Source organism: Anaerolineae bacterium (genome assembly GCA_013178165.1).
Classification (GTDB): Bacteria; Chloroflexota; Anaerolineae; order Aggregatilineales; family Ch27; genus Ch27.
Genome location: JABLXG010000015.1, coordinates 12,866 through 34,206, shown reverse-complemented (window position 1 = coordinate 34,206; position 21,341 = coordinate 12,866). Strand labels below are relative to the sequence as shown.

The 21,341-nt window shown below is 61.6% G+C and carries 15 protein-coding genes; 7 read left to right on the top strand and 8 right to left on the bottom strand.

Going from position 1 to position 21,341, the window contains the following annotated elements:
- Positions 1-127: 127 nt before the first annotated feature.
- Entirely contained in the window at positions 128-826 is a 699-nt protein-coding gene (locus tag HPY64_10670; protein ID NPV67597.1) for a response regulator transcription factor, read from the bottom strand.
- 226 nt (positions 827-1,052) lie between these two features.
- On the opposite strand from HPY64_10670, the gene HPY64_10665 reads away from it, so the two are divergent.
- From HPY64_10665 to HPY64_10655, 3 genes are all read left to right on the top strand, one after another.
- Positions 1,053-1,445: a DUF423 domain-containing protein gene (locus HPY64_10665; GenBank protein NPV67596.1), complete on the top strand. Its 393-nt coding sequence runs from the start codon at positions 1,053-1,055 to the stop codon at positions 1,443-1,445.
- 142 nt (positions 1,446-1,587) lie between these two features.
- A complete protein-coding gene (locus HPY64_10660) occupies positions 1,588-3,006 on the top strand; it encodes a site-specific DNA-methyltransferase (GenBank protein NPV67595.1) in 1,419 nt (472 codons plus the stop codon).
- Positions 2,993-3,859, top strand: a complete 867-nt coding sequence (locus HPY64_10655) for a restriction endonuclease (protein NPV67594.1) — start codon at positions 2,993-2,995, stop codon at positions 3,857-3,859. Before HPY64_10660 ends, HPY64_10655 begins: the two co-directional genes overlap by 14 nt.
- 37 nt (positions 3,860-3,896) lie before the next feature.
- Here HPY64_10655 and HPY64_10650 read toward each other — a convergent pair whose 3' ends face one another.
- The 5 genes from HPY64_10650 to HPY64_10630 all read right to left on the bottom strand — a co-directional run bounded on the left by HPY64_10650 (position 3,897) and on the right by HPY64_10630 (position 11,963).
- Positions 3,897-5,465 carry an ABC transporter ATP-binding protein gene (locus HPY64_10650; protein ID NPV67593.1) on the bottom strand — a complete coding sequence of 523 codons (1,569 nt, stop codon included), beginning with the start codon at positions 5,463-5,465 and terminating at the stop codon, positions 3,897-3,899.
- Between the two features lie 192 nt (positions 5,466-5,657).
- Positions 5,658-7,754 (bottom strand): hypothetical protein, encoded by a 2,097-nt coding sequence (locus tag HPY64_10645; GenBank protein NPV67592.1) that lies wholly within the window; start codon positions 7,752-7,754, stop codon positions 5,658-5,660.
- 127 nt (positions 7,755-7,881) lie between these two features.
- Entirely contained in the window at positions 7,882-8,472 is a 591-nt protein-coding gene (locus tag HPY64_10640) for a tetratricopeptide repeat protein (protein NPV67591.1), read from the bottom strand.
- A gap of 76 nt (positions 8,473-8,548) precedes the next feature.
- Complete coding sequence (locus HPY64_10635) at positions 8,549-10,168, bottom strand: response regulator (protein ID NPV67590.1); 1,620 nt, start codon at positions 10,166-10,168, stop codon at positions 8,549-8,551.
- Positions 10,169-10,454: 286 nt separating this feature from the next.
- The gene (locus HPY64_10630) at positions 10,455-11,963 is read right to left on the bottom strand and encodes an NADH-quinone oxidoreductase subunit N (GenBank protein NPV67589.1); all 1,509 of its coding nucleotides are present in this window, start codon (positions 11,961-11,963) and stop codon (positions 10,455-10,457) included.
- Positions 11,964-12,228: 265 nt separating this feature from the next.
- On the opposite strand from HPY64_10630, the gene HPY64_10625 reads away from it, so the two are divergent.
- The gene (locus HPY64_10625; protein ID NPV67588.1) at positions 12,229-13,551 is read left to right on the top strand and encodes an MFS transporter; all 1,323 of its coding nucleotides are present in this window, start codon (positions 12,229-12,231) and stop codon (positions 13,549-13,551) included.
- A 105-nt stretch (positions 13,552-13,656) separates the two neighbouring features.
- On the opposite strand, the gene HPY64_10620 is transcribed toward HPY64_10625, so the two are convergent.
- On the bottom strand, positions 13,657-13,917 hold the full coding sequence (locus tag HPY64_10620) for a GlsB/YeaQ/YmgE family stress response membrane protein (GenBank protein ID NPV67587.1): 261 nt from the start codon (positions 13,915-13,917) through the stop codon (positions 13,657-13,659).
- Positions 13,918-14,395: 478 nt separating this feature from the next.
- On the opposite strand from HPY64_10620, the gene HPY64_10615 reads away from it, so the two are divergent.
- The 3 genes from HPY64_10615 (at position 14,396) to HPY64_10605 (ending at position 18,334) form a co-directional block, all read left to right on the top strand.
- Positions 14,396-15,766 (top strand): extracellular solute-binding protein, encoded by a 1,371-nt coding sequence (locus tag HPY64_10615; protein ID NPV67586.1) that lies wholly within the window; start codon positions 14,396-14,398, stop codon positions 15,764-15,766.
- A 635-nt stretch (positions 15,767-16,401) separates the two neighbouring features.
- Complete coding sequence (locus tag HPY64_10610; protein NPV67585.1) at positions 16,402-17,448, top strand: sugar ABC transporter permease; 1,047 nt, start codon at positions 16,402-16,404, stop codon at positions 17,446-17,448.
- A 28-nt stretch (positions 17,449-17,476) separates the two neighbouring features.
- Positions 17,477-18,334: a carbohydrate ABC transporter permease gene (locus HPY64_10605; GenBank protein ID NPV67584.1), complete on the top strand. Its 858-nt coding sequence runs from the start codon at positions 17,477-17,479 to the stop codon at positions 18,332-18,334.
- A gap of 96 nt (positions 18,335-18,430) precedes the next feature.
- On the opposite strand, the gene HPY64_10600 is transcribed toward HPY64_10605, so the two are convergent.
- On the bottom strand, positions 18,431-21,256 hold the full coding sequence (locus HPY64_10600) for a molybdopterin-dependent oxidoreductase (GenBank protein ID NPV67583.1): 2,826 nt from the start codon (positions 21,254-21,256) through the stop codon (positions 18,431-18,433).
- Positions 21,257-21,341: the final 85 nt, after the last annotated feature.

The window sequence follows — 21,341 nt, the reverse complement described above, 5'->3', positions numbered from 1 at the left end:
CGGTGTTGAAAAAACACCGCCGGGTCGCAAAACATGCGCCCGCAGTCACAAATCGACCGGGGCGCCGCCCTTGTAGGTAGAAATTGGTTTGAAGACCGTTGGAAACACGCCGGATGGGTCGGGCGCTCTAGGGGTAGAACGTGTACCCTTCGCCTGCTACAGCCACAATGTGGCGTGGTCGGGCGGGGTTCGGCTCGATCTTGCGGCGCAGGCGGTACACCACGTTCTTCACCAGCGTGCCATCCCCCACGCCCATGTAGCCCCATACCCGGTCGACAATCACGCTGGTCGGCAATACCTGCCCGGCGTGGGCCACCAGCAAATGCAACAGGCGTAGTTCCAGGTTGGTCAGCTTAACTGTCGCCCCGTTCTCCATCACGAGCTGGCGCTGGCGGGTATCCAGTCGCAGCGGACCGATCTGGAACGAATCGAGCGCCTCCGTCGGGACATGCCACGAATGTGCCGCCCAGACCCGGACTTTCGCCAGGAAGAGCCGGGGGTCGAGCGGCTTACCGACGCACTCACTGGCCCCGGCCTGGTAGGCTTCCAGGGCGTGCGCTTCGCTGTAGTCGCTCAGCAGCAGCAGAATGGGGACGGTCACGATAGCCCGGAGTGGGCGCACGATCTCGATCCCACCCCGGTATGGCCCGCACACATCCACGATGATCAACTCGCTGGCCTGGCCAGCCCACCAATTAACCGCTTCCTGCAGGGAATGGAGGAGCGTAACTTCGTAGTCCTTCGACTGGAGCAGATGCGTCCAGAGCTGCCCGCTTTCGGGTTCATCTGCGATAAAAAGGATGCGCACCTTCAGGACCTGGTTCATGGTGTGTTTGCTTTACCGCTGGTTAAGCCATACATAATTCGGTTCTCAGAAAACAGCATGGCTTCTGCTTTCATTATTACTGGCTAGGGTAGACTGTGCAATCTATTTTTGAGCGGAGGGGCTAAATTTTTCATAAAAAAGGGCCAGGAGTACAGAGCGGCGTAGGCCGTGGAGCCGGGGCGGCAGGCGAGGTACAATGGCCGGATAGATGCGCGGCAAACAGGCGATGAGGAACGCGGCAGCAGTGGAACGAATATTCACCGTAATCGCGGGGGTGCTGGGCGTCCTGGCGGTGGCGCTGGGAGCCTTCGGATCGCACGGGTTGGCGGCGCACTTCGCCGCCCGGCCTGACCTGCAGGGACCTTACGAGACGGCCAACCGCTACCACATGGCGCATGCCCTGGCGCTGCTGGCGGTGGCCTGGGCGGCTACCCGCTGGAGCAGCCCGCTACTGCCCTGGGCAGGCTGGCTGTTCGTGGCCGGGGTGATCCTCTTCTCCGGCAGCCTGTACGTCCTGAGCCTGACCGGGTTGCGCTGGCTGGGTGCGGTGGCGCCGCTGGGCGGGATGGCGTTCGTGGCTGGTTGGGCGCTGCTGGCGCTGGCCGCCTGGCGGGGCTAACCTTCACCGCTGTCTCATATCCTCGGTAAACTCTGCCTGTATAGTTAACCTATACAGTTAACCTTCCTGGCGAACATTGGTTTCGTGTGCAGACTGTAATCTGTTTGTTATAATACTAGAAAGGTATACAAATACACTGAATATGCCAAGCAAAATTCATAATACAGCGGCGATATCTCTTGGATTAGCTTATCGTGAGAAGCTAATCAGCCTATTAAAAGGCGATCTGAATTTTCATGATCAGCCTAGTAATTATGCGTCACACAACTTTCACGCTTTTCCTGCAAAGTTTCCTCCTCAGTTACCTCGGAAGTTTATTGAAGGACTTACAGAACCAGGCGACATTGTTCTTGATCCAATGATGGGATCAGGAACGACAGTGGTCGAGGCTTTACTGTCTGGACGCAAGCCGATTGGGTTTGATATTGATCCTTTGGCTGTTCGTCTTTCTAAAGTGAAAACGTCTAAAGTAGATATTGAACAGATCAAAGGTGCCGGTCAACGAATTATTCATCAAGCATCATTAGCTTTGAACAATCGGGAGATGCTTTTAGGTGAATTGGCTACACGGTTTGACAATAAAACAAGAGAATTTATTGACTACTGGTTTGCGCCCCCAACCCAACTTGAGCTTGTTGCTTTGGTAATTCAGATAGAGAAGTTAACTGATCTTGAACTTAGGAATTTCTTTTCAGTAATTCTTTCAAGCATTATCATTACAAAATCGGGTGGTGTATCTCTAGCTTTTGACCTGGCACATACACGTCCACATAGAGCAAAGGTAGTTTTGTCTCAGAGTGGAGAGATTATTCTGGGGGAAGATACCGCTCGCAGCGATTCGCGACGTGTGAGATTGCTAACCAAGACTTTGCATTCACCTATAGAGGAGTTTGAAAAGCGGTTACAGCGCAACCTGTCAGGTCTCATTCGATACACACCGGACATGATTTCTCCAAGGATACAATTCGCCGATGCACAGCAGTTACCGCTAGACAATGAGACGGTAGATTTGATTGTGACTTCACCCCCTTATATATCAAATGCGATCGACTATATGCGTGCGCATAAGTTCTCATTGGTATGGTTAGGCTACCCAATTCAAGAGCTTGGAAACAAGCGAAAAGCGTATATCGGCGGGGAAGCAGTTTCGGACACGACACTGCTTGACTTGCCTAGTGTTGTCCATCAGGTAGTGCACAGCGTCGGCCAACTTGACAGGAAAAAGGCGCAAGCTGTTCATCGCTACTATTCGGAAATGACTCTTGTACTGAAAGAGATGTACCGCGTTTTGCGCCCTGGCAAAGCGGCAATTGTAGTTGTAGGTACTTCTGTTATCAGGGAGATCGACACGCAAATTGACCTGTGTTTAGCAGAGATTGGTAAGCACATTGGATTTGAGATTCCTGCGATTGGCGTAAGGAATCTGGATCGCAATCGACGCATGTTACCAGCTGGCGCCACTATAGATGGTAACTCACAAATCGAACAGAGAATGCATGAGGAATTTATCATTGGCTTTTACAAACCAATATCAGGACAGGGCAACAATGACCATAAGTGATCTACGCCGAAAGTATCACCAGCGAATTAGCGATGAAATTATTCGAATAAGAATTAGTAAGACAGGGGAGAAATATCCTAATTTTGCTGATGTAAGCAATCCTAGAAGTATTAGCATATCATTTAGTATTATGAGACAATTGAGGTATACTACCAATGAAACAGAACTGTCTGAACAGAGCGCCGGAAGGCTTTTTGAGCAAGCAACGTGTGATTTCCTTGAGCAAGCCTTTCGAAGCCTTTCTCATCTACGACCAGGGCATTGGCTGTACAAAACCACGGATACGGACATCTCCACTTTTGAACAGTATGAACATCTTGCTAGCGTGGCAGCTATCCTGAAATCAAATAAGGATTTGGCCTCTGCTCTTGGAAGCGACTATGTTGTGAAACCAGACATTATTATTGCCAGATACTCAGTCTCAGATAAGGAGATTAATAGTAGGGAGGCACTTGTGGACGATACGGTAGGCATTGTAAGTTTCACACCTCTTCGAGAATGCAACCGTCAGCAACCTTCGCCCATCTTGCATGCCAGCATTTCGTGCAAATGGACTATACGCAGTGATAGATCACAGAATACACGCACAGAGGCTCTTAACTTAATTCGTAATCGTAAGGGCCATCTACCTCATGTTGTTGCGGTAACTGCTGAGCCACTTCCAACGCGAATTGCCACTCTCGCACTTGGGACAGGAGATTTGGATTGTGTCTATCATTTTGCACTTCCAGAACTAAGCCAAGCTGTAAAGGAAACCCATAACACTGAAGATCAATGGGATATGCTTTGTACTATGATTGAAGGAAGGCGCTTAAGAGATATTAGTGATCTACCGTTCGATCTAGCTGTCTAGTCACACCAATATTCGGGTGTAGTCCCGCCGCTTCTCTTCACGCCCTGGCGTGCGCCCGCGCCTGTTCCAGTGTCGACCCGGCCATCATCAGCCCCAGCGTCTCCACGTCGGCGTCCTCGCGGGCCAGCTCGCCCATGAACCGCCCCTCGTAGAGCACCACAATCCGGTCGGAGAGGGCCATGATCTCGTCCAGGTCTTCTGAGATCAGCAGGATGGCCACGCCGGCGCTGCGCTGCTCCATCAGCACCTGGCGGATGTACTCCGTGGCGCTGATGTCCACGCCGCGCGTCGGCTGGGAAGCGATCAGGACAACCGGCTGGCGGGAAAGCTCACGGGCCAGGATCAATTTCTGCACGTTGCCGCCGGAAAGGTTCTTGACCGGCGTTTCCGCCGAAGGTGTTTTGATATTGAAGCGGCTGATCAGCCCGCGCGTGTGCGCGGCGATCGCGCCGAAATCGAGGAAGATGCCGCGGGCGAACGGTTCGCTGGCGTGGGTCTGCAGGATCAGATTCTCCGCCACGGAAAAGACACCGATCGTGCCGTGGCGGTTGCGCTCCTCCGGGATGAAGGACAGCCCGGCAGCCAGCCGCTCGCTGACCGGGGCGTGGCTGATCTCCCGCCCGGCCAGGCGGATGGTTCCGCCGCTGACCGGCCGCAGCCCGGCGATCGACTCCGCCAGTTCGCGTTGCCCGTTGCCGGAAACACCGGCGATACCGACGATCTCCCCGGCGCGGACGTTCAGGGATACCCCCTGCAGGGCGGGCAGGCCCTGGTCGCTGAGCACGGTCAGGTTTTCCAGCGCCAGCCGCACCTCGCCCGGCTCAACCTGTGGCCGGTCGGGCTGGAGCTTGACGTCGCGCCCGACCATCATCCGCGCCAGGGTGCGCTGCTCGATCCCGTTGTTGGGCACGGTATCCACCACCCGCCCGTCGCGCATGACCGTGATCCGGTCGCACAGCGCCTGTACCTCGTACAGCTTGTGGGAGATGAAGATCAGGGCATGACCCTGGTCGCGCATCTGGCGCAGCGTGCCGAACAGCTCGTCGACCTCCTGCGGGGTCAGGACGGCGGTCGGCTCGTCGAGGATGATCAACGCCCCGCCGCGGTAGAGCGCCTTGATGATCTCCACCCGCTGCTGTTCCCCCACGGAAAGCTGCCAGATGTAAGCGTCCGGGTTAACCTTCAGCCCGTAGATTGCAGAAAGCTCCAGCAGGCGCTCCCGCACCTCAGCCAGGTTGAGCACCGTCCCCGCCGGCTGCATCCCCAGGGCCACGTTTTCGGCGACAGTCAGCGTCTGGACGAGCATGAAGTGCTGGTGGATCATGCCAATGCCCTGCGCCAGCGCATCCGATGGCGATTCCAGCCGCACAGGCCGGCCGTTGATCAGAATCTCGCCCTCGTCCGGGTGGTAAAGGCCGTAGAGGATTTTCATCAGGGTGCTCTTGCCCGCGCCGTTTTCGCCCAGCAGGGCGTGAATCTCGCCCGCTTTGACATCGAAGTTGACATGATCGTTAGCCAGGACGCCGGGGAAGCGTTTGACGATATTGCGCATCTCGGCGCTATCAATGCGGGTGTGGCCGGAGGGAAGGGTTACGCCTGAGGACATCGTCGGACCCCTTACGGCTGGTCGCCACAGGATGGTGGCGGGCGCTGAACGATCGGCTGGCCCCGGCGGAGCCTGCCGTGTACACATATATACCATCGGTGGGCGGGCGGCCACAAGCAAACCGCCGCCGGGAATTGGCGGCGGTTACAGAAGAATCGTAACGCAGGCTACATGATCAGGGCCGGAACAACGCTAGCGCTGACGAAGCGTGGTGCCGATGCGCGTCAGGGAAAGGACACGGCCATCCGGCAGGGTTAGCACAACTTCGGAAGCATAGTACGATCCGCGCTGGCCCGGTCGAGCGAAATCATTGGTCTCTTGCACCTGAACGGTATAGCCCTGCTCCGGGGCGGTAGCCCAGCCCAGGGCGCTCCGCACCCCGGGATCGGAAACCCACAGCGTGCCAAAACCCCGGATCGGCTGGAATAACCCTTGCGGCGGCGTCTCGCTATACACGACATCGCCGCCTGCCCAGCGATCCGGATCAATGCGGCCATTGCCGTTGGCGTCCAGCCACCAGATCCGCCCCTCAAACCAGACCATCAGGCCGCGCTCAAACGGCTGGTAAGCGGCCTGGGCAAGGCGGGCCGGGGCGTTGGGGCAGAAGGTTTGCCGTTCCCCCGCAGCAAACCAGGGGTAAGTGCAGAGGATCGTGACCGGGATGCCCTCCTGGCCGGTCCCGTCCTGCCCGAAGATCGTGAAACGGGCGGAAGTCACCTCTGTCGGGGCGCTGATCGTCAGCGAGCCGGAAAGCGGCAACAACGCGCCCGTCCCGCTCAGCGAGACGCGGCGGGCCGGCAGGGCCTCATGCCACATCCACAGGCTGACGCCGTTGACGCCGCTGACCTGCCAGGTGAGCGTCAGCGGCCCGCCCGCGGCCACCGTACGCGGCTGCACATCAAAGGCGTGGATCACCAGGCCGCCCGGCGCTTCGCCCACCGGGACAATGTATGACAGCCGCTCATCGGAATACTCATAGACCCAGCCGGTGGCACCACTGACCTCAGAGCGCACCTTCCACTGGCGGTGGCCGAGCGTCTCCTGGGTAGCGGGTTCGATGCGCAGGCAGTAGGGGCCTTCGATCACGGTGAAGGTTTCGCCCGCCTGCAGGCTGCCGGTGGTCTGGCTGCCGCCGGGCTTATCCGCCGTATCCCCCATCAGGCTCAGGCCGTACTGCATCGTGTCGGAGAGCCGCGCCCCGAAGCCAACACGGATGCCGCGATCGGGCAGGAACGGCGCGCTGTAACACTGCGCCGGGTCGTAGATGCGGTAGCCGCGGAACACACCGAAGTACAGGCGGTAATCGGTGAACGTCCCGCTATACTCGTGAACCCAGCCTTCCAGCCCGGAGCGCTCCACCCGTACCCGCCACTGACGATGGCCTTCGTTGCTGCCCGGTGCGCGGTAACAGAACGGCCCCTCCAGCACGACAAACGTCTCCCCGCGCGGCAGGTAGCCCACTACACGCCCGCCTACGCCGCTGATGGCCGTCATGGGTAGGCCCGCCGGCAACTGCTGGCTGACGATGCCACGCGCGCCGATCTGGACGCCGGTGCTGGGGATGTAGGGCGGCTGGTAGCAGGCGTCGCCGCTGGCCGTAGCAAAGCCGCCTGCTGGCAGAGGATTGATCGGGATACGCAACTCGGCGCGGGCCAGTGTCGCACCAGTGCCCATGACGATCACACGTAACTGCAAGCGGACCTCGGTCGCGTCTCCGCCGGGCAGGATCGGGATCACGCTTCCGTTGCCTTCGGACGGCACTTCCACAAAGTGGCGGGGCCGCTCAACATTGAAGGTGCGGCCGTCGGGGAAAACCTGCTCAAAGACCAGATTAGTACCCGGTGCGCGGTTGTCCACCCGCCAGTTCAGCGCCACTTCTGCCCGTCCCAGGGCCAGGTCCAGGGCGTCTACGCCGATGGTGTCGGTGGCAAAGCGCGTGATCACGGGCGGCACCAGGGTATTGGTGGGCGAGGGCGTGAAGGTGGCTGATGGGATGGGCGTGGCGATGATGCCCAGGTCTATCACCGTCGGAACCAGGGTGTAGAGCGCAGGCGTGAGCGTCGGCGGCGGGGTAGCGGTGGGCAGAGCGGTATGGGTGGCCGTCGGGCTGGCACGCAGCGCGGCCAGGCTCAGGGGGGTGTTGGTCGGCCCGGGTGCGGTCACCAGCGTTTCCGTGGCCGTCGCCGGGATCGTGCCGGTCGTCATCGGTGGCGTACCGCCCCCATTGCAGCCCGCCAGCGCCAGCACGCCGGCCAGCAGGACGGCGACGCGCTTCGTCCAGTGACACATAATCTCCCGCTCCTTCTTAAGAAGACTGTCTTCACTTACAGAGTACAGGAAAAACAGACCGCCGGAACTGGCGCGGCGGCAGTGCGTTGGGCAAACGTGGGGATAGCGGTGGGTATGGCCCGGCGCGTTAGCCGGCATCACCTTCGCTGATGCCGGTTGGCGATCGCCCGGCAGCCGCCTTGAGCCGCCGTAGCGCCCGGTGGTGAGGCTTCAACCAGCTTTCCCCCAGGGCGCGGTCGAGCAGATCGGACCGGCAGCGGATCGCTTCCAGCAGCCATTTGCGGGCGGTATCCCGCTGGCCAAGCTGGGTGTAGCAGACAGCCATGCGGTAACAGATGATGCCGTGGCGGCTGGGGTCGATGGTGTCCAGCACGCGGTCAACCGTCAGGGCTTCTTCCCATTCCTGGCGGATCAAATGCAGTGAGGCCAGGTTGTTCCAGGCCTGGCTCAGCTCGAGGATGGCGATCTCGCTGGCCCGCTGGACGGCGGCCAGCGCCTCGTCATGATCGCCCTGCTCTTCCAGCGCCCCGCCCAGCAACAGCCAGGCGTCAAAGTAGGTCGGCCAGATGGCGATCGCCCGCCGGCAATGCCTGATGGCGTTGTCCCACTCACCCCGATCCATATGCTCCAGAGCGTAGGCCCATTGCTCCGAAGGGTTTTCCTCCCACGGGATGTGACGGCGAACCTCGAGGATACTGCGATCGTCATCGGGGGGCATGGGGCACGCTCCTGGTTCACACCGGGCGAGTTGCCCCTCATTCTAGTATGGCCGCTCATGGCGGGCAACCGGGGGATCAGGCCAGTGGCAGGATGAACCCGAATGTGCTGCCCTGGCCATAGACGCTGTTGAACACCATCTCCCCGTTATGGCGGGTGATGATATTGCGCACCAGATGCAACCCCAGCCCGGAGCCTTCCACCGCGGAAACCTCGCTGCTCCTGGCCCGGAAGAACGGCTGGAACAGCCGCTTCTGCTGATCTTCAGGGATGCCGTAGCCGGTATCGATGACCTCAAAGCGGGCTTTATCACCGTTGATCTGCATCTGCAATTGCACGGCCCCACCCGCCGGGGTGTACTTGATGGCATTGCCGACCAGGTTGGAGATGGCCTCATACAGCAGCGATGGCTCCCCCTGTACCATCACCGGACCCGGGGCAAGCGTCAGCTCGAAGCGTTGCTCCTTGCGGCGGGCCTGCTCCTGGTAGTCGCGGTAGGCCTGCTCAACCAGCGCCTGCAGATCCAGCAGTTCAGTCCGCAGGGCGCCCGATTCGTCCAGCCGCTCCAGGGAGAGGATGTCGGTCGTGATCTTCTGCATCCGTTCGGCGGAGCGCTCGATGAAGTCGAGGTATTCCAGCGCCTGCGGCTGGGTGGCCGGGTCCAGTTCACGGCGCAGCAGGTAGACAAAACCGATGATGTTGTTGAGCGGGGCGCGCAGGTCGTGCGTAGCGATGCGGATCATATCCGTCTTCATCTGCTCCAGGTTGCGCACCTGGTTGTATAGCTCCTGAAGCTTGGCCAGCTGGCTGCGGGATTTTTCATACAGCCGGGCGTTGTCGACTGCCGTGGCGATCCGGGCGGCCAGCAGCTTGAGGAAATCGAAAGTTTCTTCGGTGAAGCGGTTGGGATCGGTGGTCTCCAGGTTCAAAAAGCCAACCAGACGATCCTGGGACAGCAGCGGGATGGCGATCTGGGCGCGGGTCTGGGGCAGCAGCGGCAGGTAATCCGGGTCGGCGCTGACATCCAGCACGCGCTGGGCCTTGCGCTCCCGCAGGGCACGCCCTACCACGCCGCTCGTGAGAATCGACTCATCTTTCAGTTCGGCGACGTTGTAGTTGATATCCCGGACCAGCCGCAAGTGCTCATCCTGCAGCAAGCCGATCAGGCCGGCGCTGGCCACGCTCAGGCGCACAGCGGTATCCAGGGCCATGGTCAGGACGTAATCAAGGTCCAGGTGACGGGTCAGTTCCTCGTCAATATCGCGCAGGATGGCCAGGCGCATATTCTGACGGCTGCGATCGGCCTGGACGCGCTGGCGCTCGATGGCATAGGCGATCGATTGGGCCAGGGCGCGCATGTCGGTGTGGCCCTTAACCAGATAATCTTGCGCCCCGTTCTGCACGGCGCTGAGCGCGATCTGCTCATCATCCAGCCCGCTGAGCACCACAATCGGCAATTCCGGATCGGCCTTGTGCAGGCGGAGGAAAGTCTCCAACCCCCGCGCGTCGGGCAGGGTCAGGTCCAGCAACACAGCGTCAAACGTGCGCTGTTTGATCTCCACCAGGGCGTCACTGAGGTAGTCGACATGCACCAGCTCGTACTGCCGCCCGCGGGAGCGCCGCAGCGCCGTCGCGATCAGGCGCGCATAGCCGGGATCATCTTCTACCAGCAGGACGGCGGTGCTTTCACTGCTCATGCTTTCACGCTCCACGCTGCCCGTAAGCCCTTCCGCAACAATAATATTGCGGACATGGCTGATAGTGCAATCCATCCTCGCGATCTATCCCGTGAGAACCAACCCCATTGTAGCATGCAAACGCCTCCCCCAGGGTCGCCGATGTAGCGATCCACTGGTAGGTGTCCAGGTGGCAGGGATAGACACAGCCACCCCCTGCCATCCACGACAAAAATCACGCCGCCTCCATGCCGGAAGCGGCGTGAGCGAGCTTTCGATGGATCGGCGGCAGCCCACGATATGGCGCTCAACCACCCAGCGCCAGGGTCACCCCGCCGGATACCCCGGCCAGCAGATCGGGGAAGACGCCCAGGATCAACGTTCCCAGCATGGCAATGGCCAGGGCGACCGTCAGCGAGCGTGGTAGCCGCGGCATCCCGATGGTGGCTGGCCCTTCCTGCAGGAACATGGCCACCACCACCCGCAAATAGTAGTACGCCCCGAACACGCTGGTCACCACGCCCAGCACAGCCAGCCAGACCAGCCCGGCGTCCACCGCGCTCAGGAAAACGTACCACTTCCCGACAAAGCCCGCCGTCAGCGGGATGCCGGTCAGGCTGAGCAGGAAGAGGGTCATCAGCAGGGCCAGCAGGGGATGTTGCCGCCCCAGGCCGGTGAAGTTTTCCAGTTCAACGCCGCTGCCATCATTGCGCTCCACGGCAATCACGACGGCGAAAGCGCCCAGGTTGGTGAAGGTATAGGCCAGCAGGTAAAGCAATGCCGCCTGCACGCCGCGATCGGCCACCCCCGGGTGCCCTGCCGCCGCCACCGCTACCAGCACATAGCCCGCATGCGCGATGGATGAATAGGCCAGCAGGCGCTTAAGGTTGCTCTGCCAGATCGCGGCCAGGTTGCCCAGGATCATCGTCAGTGCCGCCATGACCGCCAGCGCGTCCACCCAGGCAGCCCGTGTACCTTCCGCCACGACCAGGGTGGGCAATCCCACCAGCAGGATGCGCAGCAGCGCGGCAAAGCTGGCCGTCTTGGTTCCCACGCTCATAAACGCAGTGACCGGTGTGGGCGCCCCTTCGTAGACGTCTGGCGTCCACATGTGGAAGGGCACGGCGGCCACCTTGAAGCTCAGCGAGACGGCAACCAGCCCCACGCCCAGCAACAGCAGGTACACCGTTGACGAGCCGCCCTCCACAATCGCGCTCACCGCCTGCCAGATAGCGGGCAGACGGGTGGAGCCGGTCGCGCCATAGATCAGGGCGATGCCGAAGACGATGAACCCGCTGGCAAATGCGCCCAGCAGGAAGTACTTCAGCGCCGCTTCTTCGCTCCGCAGGTCTGGCCGGCGGATGCCGCTCAGCACGTACAGGGGGATGCTCACCAGCTCCAGGGCGATGAAGATGATGATCAGGTCGTTGGCCGCGCCCATCAACATCATCCCCCAGGTGGTGAACAGCAGCAACAGGTAGTATTCCGTGCGGTGCTCGATCTGAGCGCGCTTGAGATAGTCGATCGCCAGCAGGATGCCGATCGCGGCGGCGATCAGGACGGTCACGTTGACCAGACTGGCGAAGGGATCAGCGCGGAGCATCCCGCCGAAGGCTTCCCCGCGCACATCGAAGTTGACCAGAGCGACCCCCAGGCTGATCAGTGTGATCAGCAAGGCCAGCCAGGCAATCCACCACTGACGTCGCTGCGGCAATAGCAGCTCGATCACCAGCAATACGATCGTGCCGATCACCAGCGCCAGCGCCGGGAGCGCCGCGCCCATATTGAGGCTTTCCAAGGTTGGCAGTTCGAACATAATCGCCCCTGGTTGGTCAGGATCGCTAAGAACGCAGCGCAGCATGGCTCCCGGGAGCGCGGGCATGACGCCATGGCCCAGGCGCCAGAAACTCTACCAAACCTGTCTATGACGGGCAGTATTGTATCCCGTCGCCGCGCAATGCGCCAGAAGCCCGAAGCGCCGTTTCACAGGCGGGCGCAGGCCCCCTCCGCGCCGCACTGGACGGAAGGGCGCCCGCCCCGTAGAATAGCCAGTGTTTGCCGGATCACCCTGTGGGGACGCCATGACTGACTCTGAGGTGAGGACGCTCTCCCCCATTGAGCGCGAAGCCGCTTATCGGCGCAACTTCCGCCTGTTCCTGGTTGACGCCATCATGTTCACGGTGGCGATGGGCATCATCGGCCCGTCGACGGTCATCCCTGACTTCATCCGCCGCCTGACGGATTCCGAAGTCCTGATCGGCCTTTCCAGCAGCCTGTTCGATATCGGCTGGATGCTGCCGCAGTTATTCATGGCCCGTTACCTGGTGCGCGTGGCGAGGAAGAAGTGGTGGTTCGCCGGGCCAAATATCGTTGTGCGCTTTGCCATCCCGGTCTTTGCCGTGATCATCCTGCTGCTGGGGGCGGAACGGCGCGGGGCAATCCTGCTCGCTTTCCTGATCTGCTATGGTATCGCAGCAGTGGGGGATGGCATTGTCGGCGTCCCGTGGGTGGACCTGGTCGGCAGCAGCCTGGACGACCACCGTCGCGCCCGCCTGTTCGGCTTTATGACGGCCATCTCCGGCGTGATCATGCTTGGCGTCGCCCCGCTGGTTGGCCTGATCCTCAGCGAACGCGGGCCGGGCTTTCCGGGGAACTATGCTCTGCTGTTCGGCATTGCCGGCGCACTCTTTCTGATCTCGATCGTGCCGCCGCTGTTTCTGAAGGAACTGCCCAGCGGCAAGGCGACGGAAACCATCCTCCCCTTCAGGGAGTACATCCCCCAGCTGGGGCGGGTGCTGCGCGATGACCGGGCCTTCCGGGCCATGATCATCGTGCGGATGCTCTCCAGCCTGTTCATGATGGGTGGGCCGTTCTACATTGGTTTTGCCACAGTGCGCCTGGGGCTATCTAGCGAGGTAGCCGTCCCGACGCTGCTGGCTATGCAGACCATCGGGACGATCAGCGGGGCGCTGGTTTATGCCTGGATGGGTGCCCGCCACAACCTGCTCTACATCCGGCTGGCGCTGCTGCTGGTCGCTGTGTTGCCAGCCAGCGCGTTGCTGGCGCGGGTTGCCGGGCCGTTGCCGCTGTATGCAGGATTCTTCGCCGCCGGGCTGGCCCTCAGCAACCTCTTTGCCAGTTATCTGAACTGGATCATCATGCACGCCACGCCGGAACAGCGCCCGATCTACACCGGCCTGTTCAATACTGTGGCGGCGGTGACGCTGCTCACCGCGCCGCTGATCGGCGGCACACTGGCGGAGGCGGTTGGCTACGAGGCGGTTTTCGCCGTTGCCCTGGCGATGGCGCTGGGGGCATTCTACGTGGTGATGCACTACATCCCCACACCGCGCCCGGCCCCCGCTGAAACGGAACCGGCGCCCGTTGCCGGGCCGGCAGGCTAGCACAGGGCGTTTTGCCAGAAGCGCTGCCATACACAACGGTCACTGCTAGCCCGGGCCAGTAGCGACCGTTGTTCTTCCGCGCTGGAAGTCAGGAGTACAAACCCGCTATCGCCGGCGCAGGAAACGCAGCGCGGCCAGGAAGATCACCGCACCAATGAAGGCGACCAGGATGCTTTGAATGTTAATGCCGCTGACACCAGCATTGACATCCAGCAGATTGAGCACGAAGCCACCCACGAACCCGCCGACCACGCCGACAATGATGTCGGTGATCAGGCCCTGTTCACGATTGGTTTTCATAACGATGCTGGCCAGCCAGCCCGCAATTGCGCCGACGACGATCCAGGAAATAAGGTTACCAATCATCGTACCGCTTCCTTTACGCTTTGCCGCACAGGAACTGCTACCTTTATTATAGGGAAGCCGGTAGCCAGGGCAAATGACACAGGCTACCTCCCGGAGCGCCGGGAGAACCCGTCGCATCGGGCCATGGCCTGTTCGTCGTCACGGGGAAGGTCCGGCGTCGAATTGGTGCATCTGTATTAAATCCATGTTAAACTATGTGCAGCCTGCCCAACCGATCCCGATCAGGGATCGGCCCGATCCTGAGCCGGGATCGGCGCGCTCTGGCGGGCGGAGCGACATCTGGCGCGCTGTAGAGTGTTCCACACTCGCTTAACAGTATGCTAACCAGAATTTCAGGGTATTCTTGCAGCCGGTTAACTGAAGCGGGGTACCGTCTTTGCTGCCGGTCTGCAGTTCTGCCGGAGAAAGGCGGCTTCGCTTTAGCGAACCATAGTAGCCGAATAGTTGTGTCAAGTTCTGCAGGTTAAAGGAGAGAGCAATGAATCGCACCAAACCGGTTGTTCTGCTGCTCGTCGTCGCTCTTCTGTTGGCGGGGGTAGTCCCTGCGCTGGCACAGGCGACCCCCATCGATATCCGCATGTGGATCGCCTTCACCGATGCCCGGCTGGATTGGGCGCGGCAGAAGGCTGCCGCCTTCAATGAGCTTTACCCCCAGTACAATGTGATTATCGAGGGCTACAACAACTACGAAGAGCTGTTCAGCGCTACAGCACTGGCCTTCGAGCAGGGCAATCCGCCGGCCATCGTCCAGTACTTTGAAGTTGCCACGCAGAACGCCCGCGACGGCCGCCTGGCGGATGGCACGCCCTGGTTCAAGCCGATCTCCGAGGCGATTGGCGACCGCACCGAGATCAACGGCCAGCCGGTCAACTTTGAGGACATCGTGCCCGCCGTCTCCAACTACTACACCCTGGACGGCAAGTGGACCTCGATGCCCTGGAACACTTCTTCGGCTATCTTCTATGCCAACATGAATATGCTCGAGGCCGCTGGCGTAACCGAACTGCCCAGGACATGGGCTGAGGTCGAGGCTGCCTGCGAGAAAGTCCTGGCCATGGACAATGCGCCCAAGAACTGCATCACCTGGCCGAATTACGGCTGGTTCTTCGAGCAGTCGGTGGCCCAGCAGGGCGCTTTGCTGGCCAACAACGGCAATGGCCGCGAAGCCCGTGCGACCGAGGTCTACCTGACCAGCGACGCCATGATGGCTTACGTCAACTGGTGGAAGGACATGGCCGATAAGGGCTACTACGTCTATACCGGCCTCCAGCGCGACTGGGATGGCGTCAACAACGCTTTCTTTGCCCAGCAGGTCGCCATGATCGTCACCAGCAGCTCCGACGTGACCTCCATCACGGCCACTGGCAAGGAAAATGGTTTTGAAGTCAAGGCCGGCTTTATGCCCTACAACCAGGAAGTCGAGTATGTCGGCAACCTGATCGGCGGCGCCAGCCTGTGGCTGACCAACGGCCTGGCCCCCGAGGTGGAAGAGGGCGCCCTGACCTGGCTGCTGTGGTTCACCAACACGGAAAACGCCGCGGACTGGCACAAGTTCACCGGCTATATCCCGATCCGGACCAGCGCGGTTGAGATGCTTGAGGCTGCTGGCTGGTACGAGGAAAGCCCCAACTCCCGCGTGGCCTCCGACCAGCTGGCCGCCGCCAAGGCTACCCCGGCAACTGCCGGCGCGCTGATCGGCGCCTTCCCGGCCATCCGTAATGAGATGACCGCGGCGATGGAGGATATCCTCATCAACGGCACCGATCCGCTGGTGGCCTTCACCAAGGCGAACGAAAACGCCAATGAGCTGCTGGCGGAGTACAACCTGCTGAACGCGCCTGAGGAGTAAATCCGTCCTTCACCCGGCCTGACGATCAGGACGGGCATGAAGCGGCAAGCGGTGCTTCCCGGAGTGTTGTTGCCTCCGGGAAGCACTTCCCGCTTGCCCGCCCTGGCTCAAGATGCGCCTGTAAGGGAATCGCATAACATTGGTACAATGCCCCTTGCGGATCAATCTGCCGGTGAGGGTTGCCGCCAGAGGGCCGGGCACAAGCAGGGGGAAACCGTGGCGACCGGGCAAAGTCAGCTACTGGCAGAGAGCGCCAGAGAGCAGCCAGGGGATGGGTAAACGGCAAGAGGCTTAAGGCCGTTGTATGGCTGTGCCCCGGTTTGCCCTTGTTCGCAGGCCCGATTAACGCTTCAATAAGGGTAGTGGCGGCATTGCCGGTTAGGTGGGTGATCTGGTAAGCTGCCTGAGCCGCTTGCCGATCGCGCAAAGTCCTGGCCGGCAGGCGGTCTCTGTAATAGATGGAAGCTACCTGGCAGGGGGGTGCCATGCCTGATCCAAGTCTACTTTTGCTCCTCGCCATTCCGGGGCTGATCGGCGCGGGATACCTGGCCTACGAATTCCAGCGGCTGGGCCGGCCAGCTACCTGGGGCGCTGCAATCGGCGCAGCGACCGGGGCGCTCGGCCCGCTGATCTTCATGTTGCCGCTCAATTTCTGCACTTTTGAGGCAGGCCGCAAACCGCTCGACATGCTGATCGGGGGCGTGCTGGTGGCCGCCGGGGCTGCCCTGGCGCTGGAAGCCGTCAAATATGTTGTGCGCATGCGTTTCACGCCCAGGGCGCTGGCGGAAACCCAGCATCAGCAGCAGGGCGTCTTCCGGGGCTGGTTGACGCCATTCCTGCTGCTGGCGCCGACGCTGGTTATCCTGGTGCTCTTCCTGTACTACCCGGCGATCGATAACTTCCGGCTCTCCACCCTGCTGGCCCGGCTGGGTACGCCGCGCACCGCCTTTGTGTGCGTGGATAACTTCACCCGCCTGTTCCAGGAGGATTACTACCAGGTTGTCTTCAATACCCTGGTGATCTCCAGCGGCATTGTCATCTTTGGACTGCTGATTTCCCTGGCGATTGCTTACCTGGCCTTCCAGCAGGTGACCGGGATCGGCATCTACCGTACGCTGTTGATCTGGCCTTATGCGGTTTCGCCGGCGGTGGCGGGCATCATCTTTCTGGTCATGTTCGATCCCGTCGCTGGCGTGATCAATCACTTCATCGAGTTGCTTGGCGGGACTGGCCTGCAGTGGATCAAAGACCCCTGGCTGGGGCGGTTCACTATCGTCGCCGCCAGCGTCTGGAAGATGCTGGGCTACAACGTGCTGTTCTACCTGGCCGGCCTGCAGAACGTCCCCAAGGATTTACTGGAAGCGGCGGCCATCGACGGCGCCAATGCCTGGCAGCGCTTCCGCCGGGTGACGATCCCTTCGCTCTCGCCGATCACCTTCTTCCTGATTGTCACCAACGTGACCTACGCTTTCTTCGACATCTTCGGCACGATCGACTTCCTGACCAAAGGCGGCCCGGCAGGCGCGACCAAAGTCATGATCTACGAAATCTACGAGCTGGGCATCCTGGAGTATGACCTGGGCAAAGCCGCCGCGCAGTCGATTGTGCTGTTCCTGCTCGTTATCGGCCTGACGGTCCTCCAGTTCCGGACCACGGGTCAGCGTGTCACCTACGGAGCGTAAGCTGATGTCAACCGCAACCGGCCAAACCATGCAGGCTTCGGCCCCGGCGTTCTCCTTCGCTGGGAGGCTGCGCCGCCTGATCCCCCGGCGCTGGTACATCCACCTGCTGCTGTGGATCACCTGCTTCATTGTTGGCTTCCCGGTGCTCTACGCCATGCTGGTCAGTACGCAAACCAACGCGGAGGTCACCTCGTTCCAGTTCACGCCCGGCACGGCGCTGGAGTTCAACTTCCGGGCGGTCATGTTCGAGCGTAACCTGGGCCGCTTTATGCTTAACAGTGTCCTGCTGGCGGTGGTGGTGACGACCGGTAAGACGGTACTCTCCCTGCTGGCCGGGCTGGCCTTTGTTTACTTCCGCTTCCCCGGCAAGTGGCTGGTCTTTGGCTTCGTGCTGGCTACGCTGATGATGCCAACCGAGATTCTGGTGATTGCGCTGTTCCGTTTTGTCTCCAGCCTGGGCTGGGGGGATACCTTCTGGGCGATCTCGGTGCCGTTTCTGGCCAGCGCCACCGGCTCTTTCCTCTTCCGGCAGCACTTCGCCAACCTGCCCGCCGAGCTTTCAGAGGCGGCCCAGCTTGACGGCGCGACGCCGCTGCAATTCCTGTTCCGCGTGCTTGTCCCCCTGAGCTGGAACACGGTCGGCGCGCTGGCGGTGATCCAGTTTGTCTACGTCTGGAACATGTACCTGTGGCCGATGCTGATCATCAAGAACGAGGCCTTGCAGGTGGTACAGGTGGGGCTGGGTTCGCTGCGTAATGTAGACGCCGGGCTGACCTACGGGCCGCTGATGCTGGCCGCCGTGATCGCCAGCCTGCCGCCGGTGATCATCTTCATCCTGCTGCAAAAGCCGTTCATGAGCGGCTTCGCCATCACCCGCGATAAATGACCTGCACCGGCAACCGCTGATGAGATGGGCCAGCCGGGCATGGCTGGCCCCTTGCTTTTGCCGCAGGAGAGTCTGGCCTGGCCAGAAGCCGGGGACTTACCGCACATCCTGCCAGGCGGTGTGCAGCTCACGCTCCCCGGCGCGAATGGCCCGCAGCAGGGCGTCCTGATCGACTGGCACCTTGTACACGCGGACACCCACTGCCTTGGCGATGGCGTTGGCGATGGCCGGCATGGTGTTAATTGACGGAATCTCCCCCACGCCTTTGGCTCCGTACGGCCCGGTTGAGAGCCGGTGCTCGATGATGTGGCTGACGATCTCCGGCGCGTGCTTGATACTGGGTATCTTGTAGCGAGCCAGCAGCGTCGACCAGGGCACGCCATCCTCGACAATGTAGCTCTCGGTCAGGGCGTTGCCCAGGGCCATGACAATCCCGCCTTCGATCTGGCCCTGCAGCAGCAGGGGGTTGATCGCCCGCCCGACATCCGTCCCGGCGATCACACGGTGGACATGCACCGTGCCCGTGTCTAGATCGACGCTCACCAGGGCAGCCTGAGTGGCATACGAAAAGCCAAAGTGCATATCCCCGCCCGTGCCCAGCGGCTGCGTGCGCGGCGCCCAGTATTCGTGCAGGGAGCGGGCCTCGTAGCCCTGTTGCTTGAGCAGACGGACGACATCGCCAAACTGCACCGCCGATCCGTTGAAGCGCACCAGCCCTTCTTCAAAGCGCAGGCGCTCCGGTGGCACGTCGTGTTCCTCGGCCACGGCGCGGCTGAGCGCCTCCCGCAGGCTGGCAGCGGCGCCCTTGACGGCGTTGCCGCTCATGTACGTCTGGCGGCTGGCGGTGGTCGGGCCGCCGTCGGGCGTCAGATCGGTGTCGGAAAGCAGTACACGTACCTGCTCGTAGCGCAGGCCAAGCTCCTCCGCCGCGATCTGGGCCAGCACCGCCCGCAGACCCTGGCCCATATCCGCCGAGGAGATGCGAACCTCCACCGTGCCATCCTCAAAGGCTTCTACCTCGGCCTCGGCCCGGTCCGGCGCGCCGCCGCCGAGGCCAGTGTTCTTGTAAGCGCAGGCCACGCCCCAGCCATAGGCAAGATTCCCTTCCCGCCAGGCCCAGCGGAAATCGCCCCCGGCCCGCATATCGGCTTCCACCCGGTCGATCGTCTCCAGCAGGCCGACGCTCTCCCGCAGCACCTGGCCGGTAGCGGTGGTCACGCCGACGGTCTGGGCGTTCTTGCGCCGCAATTCCAGCGGATCCATGCCCAGCGCCTCCGCCAGCAGGTCCATGTTCTGCTCCACGGCGAAGGCACTCTGGGTGACGCCGAAGCCCCGGAACGCGCCGCTGGGCGGGTTGTTGGTGTACATCACGTAGCAGTCGATTTTGGCGTTGGGGACGGCATAGGGACCGGTGGCATGGGTGGTGGCGCGGGTCATCACCTTATCGGAAAGGCTGGCATATGCGCCACCGTCGCCGTAGAGTTCGGCTTCCACGGCGGTCAGTGTCCCGTCGCGTTTCGCCCCGGTCTTGATCCGGATCTGCGTGGCGTGGCGCTTGGGATGCACCAGCAGCGACTCCTGGCGCGAGAGCAGGATTTTGACCGGTCGCCCGGTAGCGGTCGCCAGCAACGCGGCGTGGATCTGGCTGACGATGTCCTCCTTGCCGCCGAAGCCACCGCCGATCAGCGTCCCGCGCACGCGCACGTCTTCCTCCCGCAGACCCATCGCCCGCGCGATCTGGCTGCGATCCTGGTAGGGGATCTGCGAGCCGACGTAGACCGTCAGTTTGGGGTGCGCGGCGTCATAGCCAGCCGGGACGGCGATGCTGCATTCCGGCTCCAGGAAGGCATGCTCGACCGTTGGCGTGTGGTAAACACGCTCGATGATTACATCGGCCTGGGCAAAACCCGCCTCGACATCGCCATGACGCACCTTGATATGCTTGAGCAGGTTGCCTTCCGGGCGGCCCTCATGCACCAGCGGCGCCTCAGGCGAACGGGCGTAGATGGGGTCGCCGACGACCGGCAGCGGCTCGTATGCCACCTCGATCAGCGTCAGCGCTTCCCTGGCAATGGCGGCGGTATCGGCGGCGACCAGCGCCACCGCATCGCCCATGTAGCGCACTTTATCCCCTACCGCGCAGAGCACCGGCCAGTCCAGATGCACCAGGCCGTGGATATTTTCGCCGGGGATGTCTTCAGCGGTCAGGACAGCCCGCACGCCGGGCAGCGCCCGTGCCCGCGCGGTATCGATGGCCAGGATACGGGCGTGGGGATACTTTGCCCGCAGTGTCGCGCCATGGAGCATGCCGGGGAAAGTGTAGTCGTCGGTGTATCTGGCCCGCCCGGTCACGCGGTCGGCAATCTCCGGCACTGGCTCGCTGACGCTGACATGCCGCAGCGGCTCCTCGACGGCAGGGACGGCGGGCGGCAGGTGACCTTCCCCGCGCAGGGCGCTGGCCGCGGAATGAATGGCGCGGATGATGCTGGTATAGCCGGTGCAGCGGCAGTAGGTATCCTTGAGCGCCACCCGGATGTCATGGTCGGTCGGGTTTGGATTTTCAGCCAGCAGCGCAGCGGCGGTCATCAGCAGGCCGGGTGTACAGAAACCGCACTGCACCGCGCCGTGGAGGATGAACGCCTCCTGCAGCGGGTGGAGCTGCTCCACCCCATCCGGATCGCGCCTGGCCAGCCCTTCAACAGTGACGACGGCGCGTCCCTGGGCCTTGAAAGCTGGATAGTTGCAGGAAAGCACCGGCACGCCATCCACATGCACGGTGCAGATGCCGCACTCCGATTCGTTGCAGCCGATTTTGGTGCCGGTCAGGCCAAGGTCGTAGCGCAGCACTTCGGCCAGGGTGCGCGATTCGGGCACGTCCAGGGTGTAGGGGCGTCCGTTGACGGTGAGGGTGAGGAGGGTCATGGCATCGGCTCCCGGGGAGATGACAGGACGTTGCCTCTACTATACCCGATCATGGGATGAACCGGAGCATGGTTTGCTGCCGGGA